The sequence below is a fragment of the Paraglaciecola sp. IT1134 genome (assembly GCF_058068185.1).
Map to the genome: position 1 here is coordinate 113,693 of NZ_CM176486.1, position 17,976 is coordinate 131,668.

The 17,976-nt window shown below is 46.6% G+C and carries 17 protein-coding genes and 1 tRNA gene; 6 read left to right on the plus strand and 12 right to left on the minus strand.

The genetic code is table 11. From position 1 onward, the window contains the following. The first annotated feature begins 84 nt into the window (after positions 1 to 84). From aroQ to prmA, 4 genes are all read left to right on the plus strand, one after another. On the plus strand, positions 85 to 495 hold the full coding sequence (gene aroQ / locus AC3RV5_RS00540; protein WP_489732060.1) for a type II 3-dehydroquinate dehydratase: 411 nt from the start codon (positions 85 to 87) through the stop codon (positions 493 to 495). Positions 496 to 556: 61 nt separating this feature from the next. Next, a complete protein-coding gene (gene accB / locus AC3RV5_RS00545) occupies positions 557 to 1,003 on the plus strand; it encodes an acetyl-CoA carboxylase biotin carboxyl carrier protein (protein ID WP_489730057.1) in 447 nt (148 codons plus the stop codon). 14 nt (positions 1,004 to 1,017) lie between these two features. Then, positions 1,018 to 2,367, plus strand: coding sequence for an acetyl-CoA carboxylase biotin carboxylase subunit (accC, locus tag AC3RV5_RS00550; RefSeq protein ID WP_489730058.1), 1,350 nt, complete (start codon positions 1,018 to 1,020; stop codon positions 2,365 to 2,367). A 389-nt stretch (positions 2,368 to 2,756) separates the two neighbouring features. Further along, on the plus strand, positions 2,757 to 3,635 hold the full coding sequence (gene prmA, locus AC3RV5_RS00555; protein WP_489730059.1) for a 50S ribosomal protein L11 methyltransferase: 879 nt from the start codon (positions 2,757 to 2,759) through the stop codon (positions 3,633 to 3,635). Between the two features lie 69 nt (positions 3,636 to 3,704). Here prmA and AC3RV5_RS00560 read toward each other — a convergent pair whose 3' ends face one another. From AC3RV5_RS00560 to trxA, 9 genes are all read right to left on the minus strand, one after another. Further along, the gene (locus AC3RV5_RS00560; protein ID WP_489730060.1) at positions 3,705 to 4,925 is read right to left on the minus strand and encodes a winged helix-turn-helix domain-containing protein; all 1,221 of its coding nucleotides are present in this window, start codon (positions 4,923 to 4,925) and stop codon (positions 3,705 to 3,707) included. Between the two features lie 307 nt (positions 4,926 to 5,232). Beyond that, positions 5,233 to 5,607, minus strand: a complete 375-nt coding sequence (locus AC3RV5_RS00565) for a type II toxin-antitoxin system PemK/MazF family toxin (protein WP_489730061.1) — start codon at positions 5,605 to 5,607, stop codon at positions 5,233 to 5,235. Beyond that, positions 5,604 to 5,867, minus strand: a complete 264-nt coding sequence (locus tag AC3RV5_RS00570; RefSeq protein WP_489730062.1) for an AbrB/MazE/SpoVT family DNA-binding domain-containing protein — start codon at positions 5,865 to 5,867, stop codon at positions 5,604 to 5,606. Before AC3RV5_RS00570 ends, AC3RV5_RS00565 begins: the two co-directional genes overlap by 4 nt. 322 nt (positions 5,868 to 6,189) lie before the next feature. Further along, a tRNA-Thr gene (locus AC3RV5_RS00575) sits at positions 6,190 to 6,265 on the minus strand. A gap of 82 nt (positions 6,266 to 6,347) precedes the next feature. Beyond that, on the minus strand, positions 6,348 to 7,490 hold the full coding sequence (locus AC3RV5_RS00580) for a 5-(carboxyamino)imidazole ribonucleotide synthase (RefSeq protein WP_489730063.1): 1,143 nt from the start codon (positions 7,488 to 7,490) through the stop codon (positions 6,348 to 6,350). After that, positions 7,487 to 7,978, minus strand: coding sequence for a 5-(carboxyamino)imidazole ribonucleotide mutase (gene purE, locus AC3RV5_RS00585; protein WP_489730064.1), 492 nt, complete (start codon positions 7,976 to 7,978; stop codon positions 7,487 to 7,489). Before purE ends, AC3RV5_RS00580 begins: the two co-directional genes overlap by 4 nt. 151 nt (positions 7,979 to 8,129) lie before the next feature. Beyond that, positions 8,130 to 9,347, minus strand: a complete 1,218-nt coding sequence (locus AC3RV5_RS00590; RefSeq protein ID WP_489732061.1) for an amidohydrolase — start codon at positions 9,345 to 9,347, stop codon at positions 8,130 to 8,132. Between the two features lie 178 nt (positions 9,348 to 9,525). Beyond that, on the minus strand, positions 9,526 to 10,791 hold the full coding sequence (rho, locus tag AC3RV5_RS00595; protein WP_489730065.1) for a transcription termination factor Rho: 1,266 nt from the start codon (positions 10,789 to 10,791) through the stop codon (positions 9,526 to 9,528). 252 nt (positions 10,792 to 11,043) lie between these two features. Beyond that, the gene (gene trxA, locus AC3RV5_RS00600; RefSeq protein WP_489730066.1) at positions 11,044 to 11,370 is read right to left on the minus strand and encodes a thioredoxin TrxA; all 327 of its coding nucleotides are present in this window, start codon (positions 11,368 to 11,370) and stop codon (positions 11,044 to 11,046) included. Between the two features lie 101 nt (positions 11,371 to 11,471). Here trxA and rhlB point away from each other — a divergent pair, with 101 nt between their 5' ends. Beyond that, entirely contained in the window at positions 11,472 to 12,731 is a 1,260-nt protein-coding gene (rhlB, locus tag AC3RV5_RS00605) for an ATP-dependent RNA helicase RhlB (protein ID WP_489730067.1), read from the plus strand. Beyond that, the gene (locus AC3RV5_RS00610) at positions 12,731 to 14,242 is read left to right on the plus strand and encodes a Ppx/GppA phosphatase family protein (RefSeq protein ID WP_489730068.1); all 1,512 of its coding nucleotides are present in this window, start codon (positions 12,731 to 12,733) and stop codon (positions 14,240 to 14,242) included. Before rhlB ends, AC3RV5_RS00610 begins: the two co-directional genes overlap by 1 nt. A gap of 28 nt (positions 14,243 to 14,270) precedes the next feature. Here AC3RV5_RS00610 and hemB read toward each other — a convergent pair whose 3' ends face one another. The 3 genes from hemB to AC3RV5_RS00625 are packed head-to-tail and all read right to left on the minus strand — an operon-like array spanning position 14,271 to position 17,976. Beyond that, positions 14,271 to 15,269, minus strand: coding sequence for a porphobilinogen synthase (gene hemB, locus AC3RV5_RS00615; protein WP_489730069.1), 999 nt, complete (start codon positions 15,267 to 15,269; stop codon positions 14,271 to 14,273). 2 nt (positions 15,270 to 15,271) lie between these two features. Then, positions 15,272 to 17,188, minus strand: a complete 1,917-nt coding sequence (locus AC3RV5_RS00620; RefSeq protein ID WP_489730070.1) for a sensor domain-containing diguanylate cyclase — start codon at positions 17,186 to 17,188, stop codon at positions 15,272 to 15,274. Further along, positions 17,188 to 17,976, minus strand: coding sequence for a TatD family hydrolase (locus tag AC3RV5_RS00625; RefSeq protein WP_489730071.1), 789 nt, complete (start codon positions 17,974 to 17,976; stop codon positions 17,188 to 17,190). The genes AC3RV5_RS00620 and AC3RV5_RS00625 overlap by 1 nt, the downstream gene beginning before the upstream one ends.

Here is a 17,976-nt window from a genome sequence, read left to right on the forward strand (position 1 = left end):
CCGTTAAAATAAAAATACTAATAATTAACCGAAGATAGCGACGTATTCTTGAACATTTTATTAATTAATGGCCCGAATTTAAATATGCTCGGTAAGCGCGAACCTCAAATATATGGTTCGCGTACGCTAGGCGACATAGTGCAAACTCTGCAAAGCCTGGCTGATGACGAGGGTATCAACTTAACTCACCTGCAATCCAATGCCGAACATGAGCTTATCGACGTCATTCACGCTGCCTTCCAAAAAATAGATTTCATTATCATTAATCCAGGCGCCTTTACCCATACAAGCGTAGCGCTGCGGGATGCCTTGTTGAGTGTCTCTGTTCCCTTTATTGAGTTACACCTTTCTAACGTGCACGCCAGGGAGCCATTTCGCCATCATTCTTATTTGTCAGATGTAGCACAAGGCGTGATCTGTGGTTTGGGTGAACAAGGTTATACATTTGCGCTACAAGCAGCCAAAACCTATTTGCAAAAACAAATAAATGATTGAATTTCGTTGTCGGTTGTTAGTAGCCGGCACCTAACAAACACTAGCCATAAGAGATTGAAACATGGACATACGTAAAATAAAAAAACTGATCGAGTTAGTCGAAGAATCAGGGATTTCTGAGTTAGAAATCACCGAAGGTGAAGAATCCGTTCGCATTCATCGCAGTGGACATTCCGCAGCGCCAGTTCAGTACAGCGCCCCTATCCAGCAGCTTGCACCAACACAGGCACTTGCCCCTGCAGCCCAATTACCGGCTGCAACTCCAGAAGTCAGTGGTCACCGAGTTAAGTCTCCAATGGTCGGCACTTTTTATCGTTCTTCTTCACCCGGTTCACAATCGTTTGTGGAAGTCGGGCAACACGTTAATGTGGGTGATACTCTGTGTATTATCGAAGCCATGAAAATGATGAACCAGATTGAATCCGACAAGTCTGGAGTGGTAAAAGAGATTTTAGTCGACAATCAAGACCCGGTTGAATTCGATCAACCCCTGTTCATTATTGAATAAGCGGATTACTGATAATGCTTAATAAAGTACTGATTGCCAATCGGGGTGAGATTGCACTGCGTATTTTGCGCGCCTGTAAAGAACTAGGCATCAAAACCGTAGCTGTGCACTCGACCGCTGACGAAAGTCTAAAACACGTATTGCTGGCCGATGAAACCATCTGTATCGGCAAGCCTTCTGCCACAGAAAGCTACCTCAATATACCGCGTATTATAGCCGCCGCAGAAATTACCAATTCTGACGCTATCCATCCCGGTTACGGATTTTTAGCTGAAAATGCTGATTTTGCCGAAGCGGTAGAAAGAAGCGGTTTTATTTTTGTTGGCCCAACTGCCGAAACAATTAATCTAATGGGAGACAAGGTGTCCGCCATTAGATCGATGAAAAGTGCCGGGGTACCCTGTGTGCCAGGTTCTGACGGACCACTGGGTGAAGATGAAGAACGTAATAAGGCTATAGCCTTGCGTATTGGCTATCCCATAATCGTCAAGGCAGCGGGAGGCGGTGGTGGCCGGGGTATGCGCGTTGTACGCAACGAGGGTGAGTTAATCAACTCTATTGCCGCAACCAAAGGTGAGGCGGGAGCGGCCTTCAATAACGACGTCGTCTACATGGAAAAATTCCTGGAAAACCCTCGCCACGTTGAAATTCAGATTTTGGCTGACGGTCAAGGTAGCGCTATTCATTTGGGTGAGCGGGATTGTTCTATGCAGCGCCGCCACCAAAAAGTGGTTGAAGAGGCACCGGCGCCGGGGATTACCCCGGAAATGCGCGCTAAAATTGGTGCCAGATGCTGTCAGGCTTGTGTGGATATAGGTTATCGCGGGGCGGGCACCTTTGAATTTTTGTTTGAAAATGGTGAGTTTTACTTTATCGAGATGAATACCCGTATTCAGGTTGAACATCCTGTGTCTGAGATGATCACCGGTATCGATTTGATCAAAGAACAATTGCGTATTGCCGATGGCCAGAAACTATCGATTAACCAATCTCAAGTACAATTCCGTGGTCACGCCATCGAATGTCGAATCAATGCTGAAGATCCTGAAACCTTCGTGCCCAGTCCGGGCAAGATAAATATGTTTCATCCTCCAGGGGGCTTGGGTGTACGCTGGGATTCACATATTTATGCGGGTTATTCTGTACCACCTAATTATGACTCCATGATAGGCAAGCTCATTACCTACGGTGAGACCCGGGAAGTGGCCATTGCCCGAATGCGCCATGCTTTGGATGAGTTAGTGATTGAAGGTATCAAAACCAATATTCCCTTGCAACAGAAGATCATGGCGGATGAAAATTTCGCTGCCGGTGGTGCCAATATCCATTATCTCGAGAAAAAACTGGGATTAGGCGGGCACTAATTCCGGGCCGACAAGGCAACCCATGCGCTGACAACGCATTGGCAGAAAAAAGGGGATACTTGTGCAAACTAGAATCCCCTTTTTAATTCAGACCGTTTTGTGGTTTTCCCACGAGCCGGTAAAAAGCGCTTTTGAGACGGGTAGTATGCAACAAAGAGCATTTATACCCAAAATCATTGGAATTGCATGGCGGCGGCAAATGAATGAGACCCCATGAATTTAGTCCTCTAAGTGCAACGTTGGTTGTCGCGCCGCGGTTGTCGCAACGCGGTTGTCGCAACGCGGTTGGCGCACGTGGCGAATGAGTGTAGCCAACAAATAGGCAGTTTTAAGGATGAAGGGTATATCTAATGGTATACTGGGTTTTCTAACACCCAGCCAAGAATTTTATGCCCTGGATCCAATTGATTATTGACACTCGCGCCGAACACGCCGAACAAATTGGCGATATGTTAAGTGCGAATGGTGCCCAAGCAGTCACCTTCGTTGACGCTAAAGATACCCCTATGTACGAGCCCAAGCCGGGGGAAGTGATGTTATGGCCTGAAACGCAAGTGGTCGGCCTGTACGATGCCCAGCATAATATGGCCCAGGTGGTTGCTCAGTTGAGTAAGTCGCGCCTACTTGGCCAGGACTTCCCTTATAAACTTGATCAATTGGAAGACAAAGATTGGGAGCGGGAGTGGATGGATAACTTCCACCCTATGCAGTTTGGCAAACGCCTATGGATTTGCCCGAGTTGGCGCGATGTGCCGGACCCAAAAGCAGTGAATGTTATGTTGGATCCTGGTCTGGCTTTTGGCACAGGCACTCACCCTACAACAGCCTTGTGTTTACGTTGGCTGGATGGGCTGGAGTTAACCGCAAAAACGGTGGTGGATTTTGGCTGTGGCTCGGGCATTTTAGGCATAGCGGCTATCAAATTGGGAGCCAAACGGGTTATCGGTATTGATATAGATCCCCAGGCATTGCTTTCGAGTCAAAACAACGCCGACCGTAATGAGGTGGGGGATCAAATAGAGTTATATCTGCCACAATATCAACCCCAGTTACAAGTGGATGCGGTGTTGGCCAATATTCTGGCCGGGCCCTTACGAGAATTGCGTGAAGTGATCACAGCCTACTGCAAACCTGGCGCTAACCTGGTTTTGTCAGGCATTTTAGCCAATCAGGCGGCAGAAATTGACGCACTGTATAGCCAGGATTTTGTTATGGACCCCATCGCCATCGATGGTGAGTGGGCACGTGTGTCAGGGGTTAAACGCTAGCCCGAGCGATAGTTGTGACCACTGCTTCGAGACAAGGAAGTCGCATTGACAGCACGAGTAAGTGGAACTTTACTGGCATAACAGCTTACTTAAGTGCTCTACAGTGGTTCGGGAATACACATTTTTACTACTGGATATGGTTCTCACAACGAGTTGGTTTGCGCTGTTAAACGCCATAAAAGCCTTAAGGGCAGGTTTAAGAGCAGCGATAAAATCTACATCTTCTTGAACTTCGATATGTAAATGATTGATAGTTAGTATGCCTGATTTCCGCTGCATTTTAACATCCATTCGCCCGGCAAATGTCTGGCCCCATAACAGGGGTAAACTGAAGTAACCAAACTTACGTTTCTGCGCTGGTACATAACATTCAATTTGATAATCGTAGTTGAACAAGACTTTGGTTCGTTTACGTTGTATTAACAGGTTATCAAAGGGCGAGAGGATTTTTACCTGTGTAGCGTTGAGGCGTTTTTTCAACAACTGCTCGAGACAAGGTAACGCAAAGTAAGTGGTAGCCCCCACTGTAACGCGCATTAGCTGACCACTTTCTAACATTTTAAAACATTGGTTTTTGATAGCCGGTTTAAGCCCCTTCAACAAATACCCGATTTGCTCGACAGTGGCTATGCCGTGAGCGGTTAAAAAGCGCGTAATGAGGTAGTCTAGATACTCCTCGTCATTGGGCTCACGGGTATCTACACCTGCGGGAATGACACGTTCGGTCAGCTCATATACTTTTTGAAACCCCTGGCGTTTGATAACCATCAACTCCCCTTCCATGAACAATTGTTCCAGGGCTTTTTTTGCTGGTTTCCAGTCCCACCAACCACTATTTGACTGGCGCTTATCGTCAAAATCCTTAGCTTGTAAGGGGCCTTCGTTTTTTATGCGCGCTAATACCAATGCGGCCAGTTTTGCATCTTTGTCAAACCAGTGTTTATCACCTTTAGTAATGGCGTTTTTACGTGGCAGACTAAAACGATAATCTGACATGGGTAAATAAGCTGCCGCATGGGACCAATACTCAAAGATACGTTTTTCTGCTAATAGCTGTTCGATGTGTTCAGGTTGATAATCCTTAACACGGTTCCACAGGCTGTGGTGATGGGCTCGTTGGACCACAGAGATAGAATCGATCTGCACATAACCGAGTTTTTCGATGGCATTTAGAGTGGCAACTGCACCGCGCCCCAATTGCTGTTGCTGGTGGATCCCCTGGCTCAACAACACAATTTTTGTGGCTTGGCGTTGGCTGATCACAAGAGGGGCGGGTAGCGGGCAATTCATATAATTTTTTAATAGCGATGCAATATGCCCATAGCATAACAAGTAAGGGTAAAAGATAAAATGTCCGCACTGTTACCGAACCTATTTGCCGCTCTAAATTGGCGCAGCCGTAGGCTGACCCTGAAAGGAAAAGGTACATGGATGTTGTGAATAATCTAATGGGGTGAAGTAAGTGTCTTCAGGAGCACAGCTTCGCCTGACTGAAGGACATAATATAACCGGACATGATACTGAGCTGTAAAAAATTAGAATGGGTCTCGCGTTAATTACTGACGCACTATTGCCCAGGGCTGGCTCCGTTTATGCCTCATTTTAATTGCTCGTTGACGATATTCTCAATCAGTTCGCCTGCGCCTATTAGTGGTATTAGCCTAAGTAGCACTTGGTCTAAAACACCCGCTTGGGCTTCAATGATCAGTTTCGCCTTTCGGTCTTTCCAGGAAAGCGTTTGGATAAGACTCGCGGCCACAACTGATTTGCTATCTAAGTTATTCACCTCAACTTCTGTTTGATGCCCTCGAACGCTGGTGCTTACTGGGCAGCAGATGAGCAAGCCAGTGTTTTTGTTGTAATCAACCGAACTTAATACGAGTGCCGGTCTATATTTACCTATTTCCTTGCCTTTAACAGGCTCAAAATCCATCCAGATAATGTCGTTACGCCGTGGTACATATTGACTCAAATTTGAAGTTCCTTATCGATGTTTGCGGCTAATTCATCCGAGTGCGAACTATGAGTATCCAAATCTTGTATTAACTCACCTTCATTGAAGGGTAATGAAAATACTTTGTTGATGGTCTTTGGCTTGATAGTCATTTTCCCGTTAGAGGTTTCGACGATAACAGCAACACCTTTGGCAAACATCGGCTCTTGTGCCATTGCGCTGGAGATGCGCAAAGCCAATGAGTTACCCCATTGTTTTATTTCAGTTTCAAATCTCATAAATTACTGTATCTATAATGTAGATACATTAATTGTACACGATGTGTCTACCTGGGCAAATATGAATTAAACGGATAGCAATGATATCGAGCACGAATATATTAAAGTGGGTGTTGGTTAATTCGCTGAGATTTGAAACTTGCTGGAGAGTGGACTTTGTAAAAAAATCCTATATTTTGCCCTGTGGGCCATCCGGCGAGGCGCCCGCTCGAGACGAGGTTTGAAAACAGGCATGGATGCCATAAGCGAAGCGCATATTTGTAATGCACACAGTGCCTAACGTTCGCAAAGCGTAGATCTTTGAGATCTAAAAAAATAAAAATGGTGCCGACTACCGGAGTCGAACTGGTGACCTACTGATTACAAGTCAGTTGCTCTACCAACTGAGCTAAGTCGGCACACTAAAACGATTGTTATTGGTTGCCCAAAAACCAGGCGCTATTTTAGGCATTCATAACGTTATGTCAAAGCATAAAAAAATTATTTTAAGCTGACAAGTCTGCTTGCTTCTGCCCCAAGCATAGGAAAATGTTCTTTGGGTAAATATTCCGCCAGATTGGTCATCGCTAAACCTAAATCCCGGTAATTCTCAGCACATAGATTAAAATGTCCCATTTTACGTTTCTCCCGTGGGCTTTTACCGTACCAGTGCAAATGACAACCGGCTATGCCTAACATATCCCGGCTAAAGGTGTGGCAACCGATAATGTTGATCATCGCCGTATAAGACACCACTTTAGTTGAGCCGAGGGGCAAACCTCTTACTGCTCGTAAGTGGTTTTCAAACTGGCAGGTATCGGCCCCTTGTTGGGTCCAGTGCCCAGAATTGTGCACCCGTGGGGCAATCTCATTGACTAACAGTTGGGTGCCAATTTGAAAAAATTCGATGGCTAACACCCCGACATAATCCAGGGCTTGGGCAAGTTTAGTGAATATATCCTGCGCTTGTTGTTCAAGGGCAGTATCAACTTGGGGAGCGGGCGCCACAGATACATGTAATTGCCCCTGATAATGCAGATTTTCTGCCAGTGGATAAAAGGCCACATTACCGCTGGTGTCACGAACCCCTACCAGTGATAACTCGCGATCGAAGTCGAGCATCTTTTCAACCACTAAGGGGACTTTTTGCAGGTCCAATTGGGCCAACTGTTGTTTTAACTCAGGTAACTGCTTTTTGTCCTGCAGCCGCCATTGACCATAACCGTCGTAACCATCCCGGCTGGCCTTAATAATCAGGCGCTCGCCAAGGCTGTGCACTGCTGTGTCAAGTTGCTCCACATCAGTGACTATTTCAAATGGGCAATTGGTGATGGCCAATTTCTGTAACAGCTTTTTTTCACGCACCCTATCGGCACCCGTGAGGATCGCTTCGATACTGGGCTTAAGTTTGCCACTGGCATGAGCTTTATGCAGTAAGTCTTCTGGAATGTGCTCAAACTCAACGGTTATCGCATCTACTTCCTCAATCTGGCTGTCCAATGAACTACCTAGTGGCAGTTTACTGATGGGATCAACCACGTTATGGTCGGTGACATCAACCGCCTGGACACTCAGGCCCAAGGGGTATCCGGCCAGGGCCATCATTCTGGCTAACTGCCCTGAGCCCAAAACTAAGATACTCATTCTGGCAATTCCAAATCAGGCTGGGCGAGTACGGCTGCGGTTTGTTCGGCGCGAAAATCGATTATTGCCTGGCGAACGGTAACGTCTTGCAAAGCGACTACCTGGGCAGCAAGCAAACCTGCATTGGCGGCGCCAGCTTCGCCTATGGCCAAGGTTCCCACAGCTACACCTTTGGGCATCTGCACTATGGACAGTAACGAATCCAGGCCGCTCAATTGGCTGGAACGCACAGGCACCCCAAATACAGGTAAGTGGGTATGTGCCGCTATCATGCCGGGTAAATGCGCAGCACCACCGGCACCGCCTATGATCACCTGGTAGCCTGCATCGGCTGCCCCGTGGGAAAATTCACTCAACAGATCCGGAGTACGGTGAGCCGAAACGACCTGCGCTTTGTAGCTAACACCCAGTTTGTCTAACATTTTCGCTGCCTGGGCCATAGTTGGCCAATCAGACTTAGATCCCATTACAATCGCCACTTTAGGCATAATGACTCCCAGATAAATACAAAGATTACTAGCGAAAAACGCGTTCAATTTGAACGCGTTTAAGTTACTGAAAAATTTTGGAAACGGATTGTAGCTTAAATCATGGCTTGCGTCCCGTCTGAGCAATAATCCCGCCTTACAGTTTCTATTATTATTTATGTTGCTGCATGTAATCCAGAGTTAAATTGCTCAGCAGCTCAACGCCAAGCCTCATACCTGCATCGTCCACCTTAAAGCTTGGGGTATGATGAGGAGGCGCATCTTTTTTGGCTAAATCTAAGGGTTTGCCACCGACAAACAGATATAGGCCAGGCACTTGTTCCTGAAAGAACGAGAAGTCTTCGGCTCCGGTAACGGCATTAACCAGCTCAACCTTGGCCTCGCCTGCTGTGCGCGTGAGTGTGGGCAGCATCTGTGCCATTAACTTAGGCTCGTTATAGGTAACCGGGTAAGAATAATCCAGGGGTAAGATCACTTCAGCTTGAGCGCGCATGCTATCGGCAATGCCCTTGACCTTTCGGGGTATAGCTTCATACATATGTTTACGTGCTTCGTCGTTTAAGGTGCGGATGGTGCCAATCAGCTCCACTTGCTCGGGGATGATATTTGAACGGTTACCGCCATGTATAGAGCCAATGGTTACTACGGCCGCGTTGTCGATGAGTTTGACCTCCCGACTGACTATGGTTTGTAAGGCCAATACTATTTGCGCTGCTGTAGTGACGGGATCAACACTTAGCCAAGGATAGGCACCGTGTGCCTGTTTACCCTTAATGATAATTTTAAACGGGTCCACCGCCGCCATTATGCCTCCCGGGCGATATTCAACTGTGCCAACATCGGTGTCAGAGCTGATATGTAATCCGAAGATCACATCCACATCCGGATTTTTTAGTACACCTTCTTGCACCATGACTTGTGCGCCGCCTTTTTCACCCGCGGGGGCCCCTTCTTCGGCAGGCTGAAAAATAAACTTAACCTGACCGCTGAGTTCGCTACGCATGTCGCTCAATATCTTGGCGCTGCCCATGAGCATGGCCATATGGGTGTCATGGCCACAGGCATGCATCACAGGTACTTGTTTGCCATTGTATTCGCCTGTTTGCGTGGATTTATAGACAAGTTCGTTTTGTTCGAGTACGGGCAAGCCGTCCATATCGGCACGCAGGGCGATCACCGGCCCGGGTTTACCGCTATCAAGAATGGCGACCACACCAGTTTTGGCCACGTCCGTGGTGACAGCCAACCCCAAGCTGGTTAAGTATTTTGCAATATAGTCAGCGGTTTTGAATTCACGGTTGGATAATTCGGGAAATTCGTGAAAATGATGCCGCCACTGGATAACTTGCGGTTCTATTTTGGCTGCCATGTCGGCAACGGGATCGGCTTGGGCCAATAGTGGCGCTAAAGCCAGGGTGTAGAGGATTTTTTTCATCTGAAAGTTCCGTAAGTAAACTAGTAGATTAACTTACAGCAATAGATTTTCAAGGCAATAAAAAATCCGCCGTCGTTTTACCGAGAGCGGATTTTTTGACGCCTATACTAGCTTAGCTTTTTTGCTTACGCATGGAGGTGAAAAATTCATCATTGGTTTTGGTCATAGACAACTTGCCAATTAAGAATTCCATGGCGTCAATTTCTGACATCTCATGCACGATTTTGCGCAAAATCCACATTTTTTGCAATTCGTCTTGAGTCGTCAGCAACTCTTCGCGACGGGTACCTGAACGATTGTAATCGATAGCCGGGAATACACGTTTCTCGGCAATCTTGCGGTTCAAGTGCAATTCCATATTACCCGTACCTTTAAACTCTTCATAGATAACTTCATCCATTTTAGAGCCGGTATCGATAAGTGCAGTCGCAATAATGGTCAAACTTCCGCCCTCTTCGATGTTACGTGCGGCGCCAAAGAAGCGTTTGGGTTTATGTAAGGCATTGGCATCCACACCACCGGTTAATACTTTACCGGATGAAGGAATTACCGTGTTGTAGGCACGCGCTAAACGGGTAATAGAATCAAGCAAAATAACCACGTCTTTTTTATGCTCAACCAAGCGCTTGGCTTTTTCGATAACCATCTCGGCCACTTGTACATGACGGCTGGCGGGTTCATCGAAAGTAGAGGCTATAACTTCACCTTGCACCAAGCGCTGCATTTCAGTTACTTCTTCCGGGCGTTCGTCGATCAGTAATACCATCAACAAACATTCGGGGTAATTGGCAGCGATGGATTGGGCAATATTCTGCAGTAACAGTGTTTTACCGGCTTTAGGCGGAGCCACGATAAGACCACGTTGACCACGTCCGATAGGTGCAGCTAAATCCAACACCCGGGCGGTAATATCTTCCGTGCTGCCATTGCCACGCTCCATGATTAGGCGTTCATTGGCATGCAGTGGCGTTAAGTTTTCGAACAGGATCTTGTTACGGGCGTTTTCTGGCCGGTCAAAGTTGACTTCGCTAATCTTCAGTAAGGCGAAGTAACGTTCGCTGTCTTTGGGCGGACGAATTTTACCGGAAATGGTATCGCCAGTGCGCAAGTTAAAACGTCTTATCTGGCTCGGCGATACGTAAATATCATCTGGGCCTGCCAAATAAGACGCATCATTGGAACGCAAGAATCCAAAGCCGTCTTGAAGAATTTCTAAGACACCGTCGCCAAATATATCTTCTCCACCTTTGGCGTGGGTTTTCAATATTGAAAATATAATGTCTTGTTTGCGAGCGCGAGCCATATTCTCTAGGTTCATTGCCTCGGCTAGTCCAACCAGCTCACTGATCGGTTTATTCTTGAGTTCCGTTAGGTTCATATTGGTGGGTCTTTATGCTTGAAAAATTCGCTATAACAGCAAAAATTAATTGAATGGTTCAAAGGTATTTACTTTTTAAATCTCTGATTGGGGCGAAAATACAGGTCTGTTCAGGTGTGAACACAGAAAAGTTAGCACCAAAACAAGGTTGCGTCTAGTGAAAATAACCGATTAGTTGATTAAGGGGCTAATTCATTTTTACGCTCAACATAAAAAAACCCGGCTCAACCGGGTTTTAACAGAGTATTTAAACTAGATGTTTTCGTTCAAAAATTCTTCTAATTGGGTTTTTGATAGGGCTCCAACTTTAGTTGCTGCTACATTACCGCCTTTAAATAACAACAAGGTAGGTATACCACGGATACCGTACTTTGGTGGTGTTTCGTTATTTTCATCGACATTTAGCTTGCCAACTGTTACTTTGCCGTCGAATTCGTCAGCAATTTCATGCAGTATTGGCGCAATCATCTTACACGGACCGCACCATTCCGCCCAGAAGTCAACTAGTACAGGACCAGTAGCATTGATAACATCTGCCTCGAAACTATCGTCTGATAACTGGATAATTTTGTCGCTCATTCTTTTCTCCGTCATTTATTCTAGCGCCGAACTACTTCAGCGTGATCGTGATTGTTATATAGAAACTGTTTTTTAATGCAAGCACTGATAAGCTATAAGCTATGCAAACTACACATTTAACTGAAACACATTTCTCGGACTTGCCTATACATGAGCAAGTTATTAAGGCGTTATCCGCCGCTAACTTTAGTCACTGCACACCAATCCAAGCTTTGAGTATACCGCCTTTATTAGAGGGTAACGACATCGCAGGACAGGCGCAAACCGGAACCGGTAAAACTATAGCCTTCCTGGTGGCGACTTTTCACCACTTATTGAATAATCCTCAGCCGACTAAAAAACAACCCAGAGCCATTATTATGGCACCAACCAGAGAACTGGCAGTTCAGATCTTTAATGATGCTGAATTGCTTAGTCAACACACTGGTTTGTCGCTTGGTCTAATTTATGGGGGCGAGGGCTATCAAAGTCAACGGGAAAAGCTCGAAGAAGGTGTGGATATTATTATCGGCACCACAGGCCGGATCATTGATTATTACAAACAAGGTATTTTTTCGTTAGCCTCGATCCAGGTATCGGTACTTGATGAAGCTGACCGCATGTTTGATTTGGGTTTTATAAAAGATATTCGTTATCTTTTAAATCGTATGCCCAAACCAACAGAACGTTTAAGCATGTTGTTCTCTGCTACTTTGTCCTATCGGGTACAAGAATTGGCCTACGAACACATGAATAATCCTACCCATGTGCAGGTCGAACCTGATCGCAAGACTGGCGCACGAATTAAGGAAGAACTGTTTTATCCCTCTGATGAAGACAAGATGTATTTGTTACTCAGTTTGATGGAAGAAGAATGGCCAGAAAAGGCCATAGTTTTTGCCAATACTAAACATAGCTGTGAAAAAGTAGCCGACTGGTTACAGGCGGATGGACACCGGGTCGGTTTGCTCAGTGGCGACGTGCCCCAGAATAAACGTTTAAAAATCCTGGAAAATTTCACTTCGGGTATCCTTGACGTGCTTGTGGCCACAGATGTTGCCGCTCGTGGCCTGCATATCCCCATGGTAAGCCATGTTTTCAACTTTGACTTACCCGATGACGCAGAAGATTATGTGCATCGTATCGGTCGTACCGGTCGGGCCGGTCACAGTGGTAGCTCAATCAGTTTTGCTTGCGAAAAGTACGCACTTAATTTGCCGGCGATTGAAATTTACATCGAGCATTCGATACCGGTGACGGAATATAATCCAAACGAATTAGTTCGTGATGTGGTTCCACCTAAACCTAAGTTCAAAAAACGTATGCAAAGTGGGCGCAGCCCGCAAAACCGTCATTCGGGCCCTCGACCACGCAGGAATTAATGATCACGTCCACACGTCTGCCTCAAAATAAGCCAGAGCAGCTTTATGCTGCCGTTGATCTGGGTTCGAATAGCTTTCATTTAGTGATTGTGCGTGTGGTCGCCGGTAGTGTGCAGATCATCGGTAAGGTTAAACAAAAGGTGCGCTTAGCCGCCGGTCTTGACGATGACATGATGCTCGACACACAGAGCCTCGAACGAGGTTGGCGTTGTCTGGAAACCTTCGCTGAACGTTTGCAAGATATACCTTCGTCTAATATCCGGGCTGTTGCGACAGCCACCTTACGCCTGGCCAAAAACGCCGATGTTTTTACTTCTCGTGCTGAAAAAATCCTTAATCACAAACTCGATGTGATCAGTGGCGAAGAAGAGGCGCGTCAGATTTATTTGGGCGTGGCTTATACCTCTGCTAATCAAGGCAATTCCCTGGTGATTGATATTGGCGGTGCCAGTACTGAGATTATCATTGGCAACGATATGGAGCCCATCCACCTGGTGAGTCTGGACATGGGCTGCGTGACCTTTATGGAGCGTTACTTTGTCGGGGGAAAATTAACCAATAACAATTTCCAACGGGCCATAGGCGCAGCAAAGTCTCTGTTAACCACTGTTGTTGATGGTTTTGTGAGCTTCGACTGGCAACAGTGTTTGGGTGCTTCCGGCACGCCTCAGGCAATAGCAGAAATTTTGGTGTTTCAAGGGATAAGCGATGCCATTCGTATTGATTATCTCTATAATTTACGCCAGCAATGCATAGATTGTGGCTCAACCGATACCCTGGACATTGAGGGGTTGGAGGAGTCGCGCCAGACAATTTTTGCCAGCGGGTTAGCCATTTTAATTGCCCTATTTGAAGAGCTCCATATCGACCAGATGCAGATATCGGGCGGCGCCCTGCGTGAAGGCTTGATCTACGGCATGCTGGAAAACATGCAACAAAATGATCGCAGGTTGCAAACCCTGGAACAAACCATGGCGCAGTTTCATATTGAAGCGGATCAGGCCGTACGGGTCAAAAACCTGGCGCTGAATCTGTTTAAACAGATGCAGGGGCAGGTTGAATTAGGCAACATCGATTGCGAGGCCATGCTGATTGCCGGTGCCATGTTACATGAGGCCGGCCTGCACATAGAATACAAACTGCACCATGTACATGGTGCCTACATCATTACCCATCTACCTTTACCCGGCTATACTGCATTGCAGCGCGAGGGTATAAAAAATCTGGTGTTAAACCACAGGCAAAATATCAATACTGGCGTATTTGACAGTTTTCATGACGATGTGCGTCAGTCTATGCTGTACCTGTCGCGCTTGCTGCGCCTGGCCTGTATCTTGTCTATCAGGCGCAGGGACAACCTGTTACCCAACTTGACATTAACGGTCAATCAGGACCTATGGTCACTCACTTTCCCGGATGGCTGGCTTAAAGCCCATCCGTTGATTGACGCTGAACTGGCAAATGAAAAATGGCAGCAACATAAAGTAGGCTGGTTACTGAATTGTCAGTAATGCCGCTTTTCGTACACTAGCCTGTCATCTAAGCCGATTTAAGCATTATGGCCGCCTGTTTGGCAAAGTAGGTAAGAATGCCATCGGCCCCGGCGCGTTTAAAGGCTAATAACGACTCCATAATCACGGTTTCCTCGTCCAGCCAACCATTGGCAAATGCAGCTTTATGCATGGCGTATTCACCGCTCACCTGATAAGCAAAAGTGGGGGCCTGAAATTGGGTTTTGCAGCGATGTACTATATCCAGGTAAGGCATACCTGGCTTAACCATAACCATGTCGGCACCTTCCTGCAAATCCAGGGCAATCTCGCGCATGGCCTCATCAGCATTGGCCGGATCCATCTGATAACTCTTTTTATTGCCCCCTTTAATATTGCTCGCCGAGCCGACCGCATCTCTAAATGGCCCGTAATAACTCGACGCATACTTGGCTGAATAGGCCATGATACAAGTATTGATATGTCCGTGGCTTTCAAGCGCCTGGCGAATGGCGCCTATGCGTCCGTCCATCATATCCGAGGGGGCGACTATGTCGGCCCCTGCCTCAGCATGGGATAGCGCTTGTTTGACCAAGACTTCGATAGTTTGGTCATTGAGTACATAACCGTTTTCGTCGATTAAACCATCCTGGCCGTGTGACGTGAAAGGATCCAGCGCCACATCTGTGATGATCCCCATTTGCGGCACAGCCTGTTTGAGGGCTTTTACTGCCCGTTGGGCGAGTCCTTCGGGGTTAAAGCCTTCACTGGCACACAGTGATTTTAATTTTTTGGGCGTGACCGGGAAAAGCGCCAATGCGGGTATGCCCAGGTCGGCCAATAACTTGGCTTCTTCAACCAACAAATCTATCGATAAACGCTCTATGCCAGGCATAGAAGGGATGACTTCTTTTTTGTTTTTACCGTCTAGTACAAAAAGCGGATAAATCAGATCGTTAACGGATAAGGTATTTTCCGCCATCATTAAACGGCTAAATGTATTGCGACGCATGCGGCGCATGCGTGTGTTAGGAAAGACCTCGGGCATCACTATTGTCCTATTGTTGCATCCAATGAAAGTGGCAATTGCGCGGCGCACACCAGGTTTCGGCCACGATTTTTGGCTTTATATAATTGCTGGTCAGCGCTGGCTATGAGAATGTCCTCTGGGTGCGCGGGTTCGATTATTCCGGAGCAGACCCCGGCGCTGATCGTTAAATGTATCTCAAGATCAGCACTCGACACAGGTGTGCTTTCAAGCTGTAGCCTGGCCTGTTCAACCAAGGTTTGGGCACCCGTCAAGTCCGTGCTAGGCATGATCAGCGCAAACTCTTCACCGCCATAACGACAAACATCATCACTGGGGCGTTTAAGGACATCTTGTAGTGCTTGTGCCACAAATTTGATGCAATCGTCGCCAACCAGATGTCCATGTTTATCGTTCACCTGTTTAAAATTATCGATGTCGATCATTGCCACGGATAAGTCCGTGCGTTCACGACGGCTGCGGCGAACTTCAGCCAAATATTTTTTATCAAAATAACTGCGGTTGCGAATACCGGTTAACGCATCAAGGGTGTTTTTTTCTGCTAATTCTTTATTGGTTTCAGATAATTCCCTTAGGGCAATTTGCAGCTCCAGGGTGCGTTCTTGCACACTGTATTCCAGAGCGTGTTTAGTCGTTTTTTGTAATCCCAGTATACCTTCTTGCGCTTTACGCATTTCTCGCTCTTTGCCAAGTGCGGCTTCTTGGGCATCAAATATTTGCTGACGTTGTTGATTGTAATTTACCGCCAGCACTAGGGCCAGCAGGAAGGTTTCTATAGTGGCGCCCACCATCAACAAATAATGAGAAGGAATATCCAGTTTAATCAAGCCAAGGTTGTCTAAACTAGTGATAAATCCACTGACAAGTAGCGCTGACCAGGCCAGGGTATAAAATCTGGCTATCTGCACGCCTTTTGACCACAACCATATGCCTACCGCAAAGATCAAGAGCACTGCCAAACACAGCATCACCAGAAAACCTTCGATAAAAAAAGCATGGGGCAAAAACAAACTCACGCACAAGCTGATCAGGAATATTGCCGCGCTGATTTTTAGTATGGCGCTAATCTTCTGACTATGGACACGTACACCAAGCAACAGATCGGTAAAAATAATCGCAAAAAATAGCGTAGCATTGGCGTAAATAGCGATGGCATGTTCTTGCAACCAGGGACTTTGCGGCCATAAATATTTGTAACCTAAGCCATGTAATGATGCCAGGGTTAACGCGAGTGTTAATACATATCCCCCGTAGACTAAAAACGTGTTCTGGCGGGTGGTAATATAAAAGAAAAAGTTGCTCAGGCCCATAGCGGCCATAAAACCAAAAAACAGTCCCATAGCGATACTGTGCTCACCGTTAAATACCAAATAAGAGGACTGCTGCCATAAACGCAAGGGTGCCTTGACTGTGCCACTGGTTTGGATTTTGACAAAAACAACTAAAGGCCTTGTTATCTCGGGTACGGGGAATAAAAATTTTTCATGGCGCATAGTACGTTGATTAAATACCTGGCTATCGCCAGTGTCATAGCGCGCCACTACCTGTTGTTGGTGCATAAACCACAGTGAAATATTGTCTAACAAAGCATAATCCAGCTCAATTAACCACGGCTGAGAGTCATTGGCTTGGGTCAGGGTGAATTTAAACCAGTAAGGGCTATCACTCATGCCAAAGTTAAGGTATTCGGTTTGTTCAAGCTGCCAGGCAGTCTCAGGCAATGTTTGCACTGTGGCGATATCCAGTTCAGCGTCTACATCATGGTAGTACTGTACGCCGCGACTGATATTGCGCTCTGGGGCACTGATATTAAAGGTCTTGATAATACCAAAAAGCCCCAACATACAGGCTAGGCTGACAAACAAAATCAAACCGCTTTGACCGATTTTACTGCTAACTCTGGGGGGGTGATCCAGCATCAAGTTAAGCCAAACAATTGTTGGCTGTTATGGGTACTGTGTTGCTGAATATCCCCAAGCTTGGCCTGCATTAACTCGGCTAGCTGATGGGCAATGTGTGGTAAATAGCAGGGTTCATTGTGATCCACCCCTTTAATTTTTTCCTGACCCAAGCTTTTGGGTCGCAAATAGGGCGCATCGGTTTCCAGTAATAAATGTTCAAGAGGCAGATGAGTGACCGCCTCACGCAAAGCATGGCCACGCTGTGGATCACATACCCAGCCGGTGATGCCTATATATAAATCCAGCTCAAGATATGCCTGCATTTGCTGAGTATCACCAGTGAAACAGTGCACAACCCCACCGGTAAGTTGTGAACGGTATTTTTTTAATAACGAATATTGTTGTTCGAACGCATCGCGTTCGTGTAAAAAAACGGGCAGGCCAAGTTCACTCGCCAGTTTCAGTTGCTGTTCGAATACCCTAATTTGCTGCTCGGGCGGTGAGAAGTTGCGGTTAAAATCCAGACCACATTCGCCTATAGCCACAACTTGCGGATTGCTCGCCAATTGACGGATAGTCTCAAGGTAATCATCTGTGACATCTTTGGCACTGTGGGGATGCACACCTACGGTACTAAACAGCTGCCCAGGATAATCGGCCGCCAAAGATGCGGCTTGCCCACTCTGGGTAACGTCGGTACCAGTCAGTATTATTTTCTTGACTCCTGCGGCATTAGCGCGTTCAAGCATGGGCTCGATCTTTAGCCTGCTATTGGGTAAGTTCACGCCTATATCGACCCAGTGCAT

Excerpts from the sequence above, each read along its gene's own strand:
- aroQ (WP_489732060.1), top strand. The coding sequence starts at position 85 with ATGCTCGGTAAGCGCGAACCTCAAATATATGGTTCGCGTACGCTAGGC.
- accB (WP_489730057.1), top strand. The coding sequence starts at position 557 with ATGGACATACGTAAAATAAAAAAACTGATCGAGTTAGTCGAAGAATCA.
- accC (WP_489730058.1), top strand. The coding sequence starts at position 1,018 with ATGCTTAATAAAGTACTGATTGCCAATCGGGGTGAGATTGCACTGCGT.
- prmA (WP_489730059.1), top strand. The coding sequence starts at position 2,757 with ATGCCCTGGATCCAATTGATTATTGACACTCGCGCCGAACACGCCGAA.
- AC3RV5_RS00560 (WP_489730060.1), bottom strand. The coding sequence starts at position 4,925 with ATGAATTGCCCGCTACCCGCCCCTCTTGTGATCAGCCAACGCCAAGCC.
- AC3RV5_RS00570 (WP_489730062.1), bottom strand. The coding sequence starts at position 5,867 with ATGAGATTTGAAACTGAAATAAAACAATGGGGTAACTCATTGGCTTTG.
- AC3RV5_RS00580 (WP_489730063.1), bottom strand. The coding sequence starts at position 7,490 with ATGAGTATCTTAGTTTTGGGCTCAGGGCAGTTAGCCAGAATGATGGCC.
- purE (WP_489730064.1), bottom strand. The coding sequence starts at position 7,978 with ATGCCTAAAGTGGCGATTGTAATGGGATCTAAGTCTGATTGGCCAACT.
- AC3RV5_RS00590 (WP_489732061.1), bottom strand. The coding sequence starts at position 9,347 with ATGGCAGCCAAAATAGAACCGCAAGTTATCCAGTGGCGGCATCATTTT.
- rho (WP_489730065.1), bottom strand. The coding sequence starts at position 10,791 with ATGAACCTAACGGAACTCAAGAATAAACCGATCAGTGAGCTGGTTGGA.
- trxA (WP_489730066.1), bottom strand. The coding sequence starts at position 11,370 with ATGAGCGACAAAATTATCCAGTTATCAGACGATAGTTTCGAGGCAGAT.
- rhlB (WP_489730067.1), top strand. The coding sequence starts at position 11,472 with ATGCAAACTACACATTTAACTGAAACACATTTCTCGGACTTGCCTATA.
- AC3RV5_RS00610 (WP_489730068.1), top strand. The coding sequence starts at position 12,731 with ATGATCACGTCCACACGTCTGCCTCAAAATAAGCCAGAGCAGCTTTAT.
- hemB (WP_489730069.1), bottom strand. The coding sequence starts at position 15,269 with ATGCCCGAGGTCTTTCCTAACACACGCATGCGCCGCATGCGTCGCAAT.
- AC3RV5_RS00620 (WP_489730070.1), bottom strand. The coding sequence starts at position 17,188 with ATGCTGGATCACCCCCCCAGAGTTAGCAGTAAAATCGGTCAAAGCGGT.
- AC3RV5_RS00625 (WP_489730071.1), bottom strand. The coding sequence starts at position 17,976 with ATGCACTGGGTCGATATAGGCGTGAACTTACCCAATAGCAGGCTAAAG.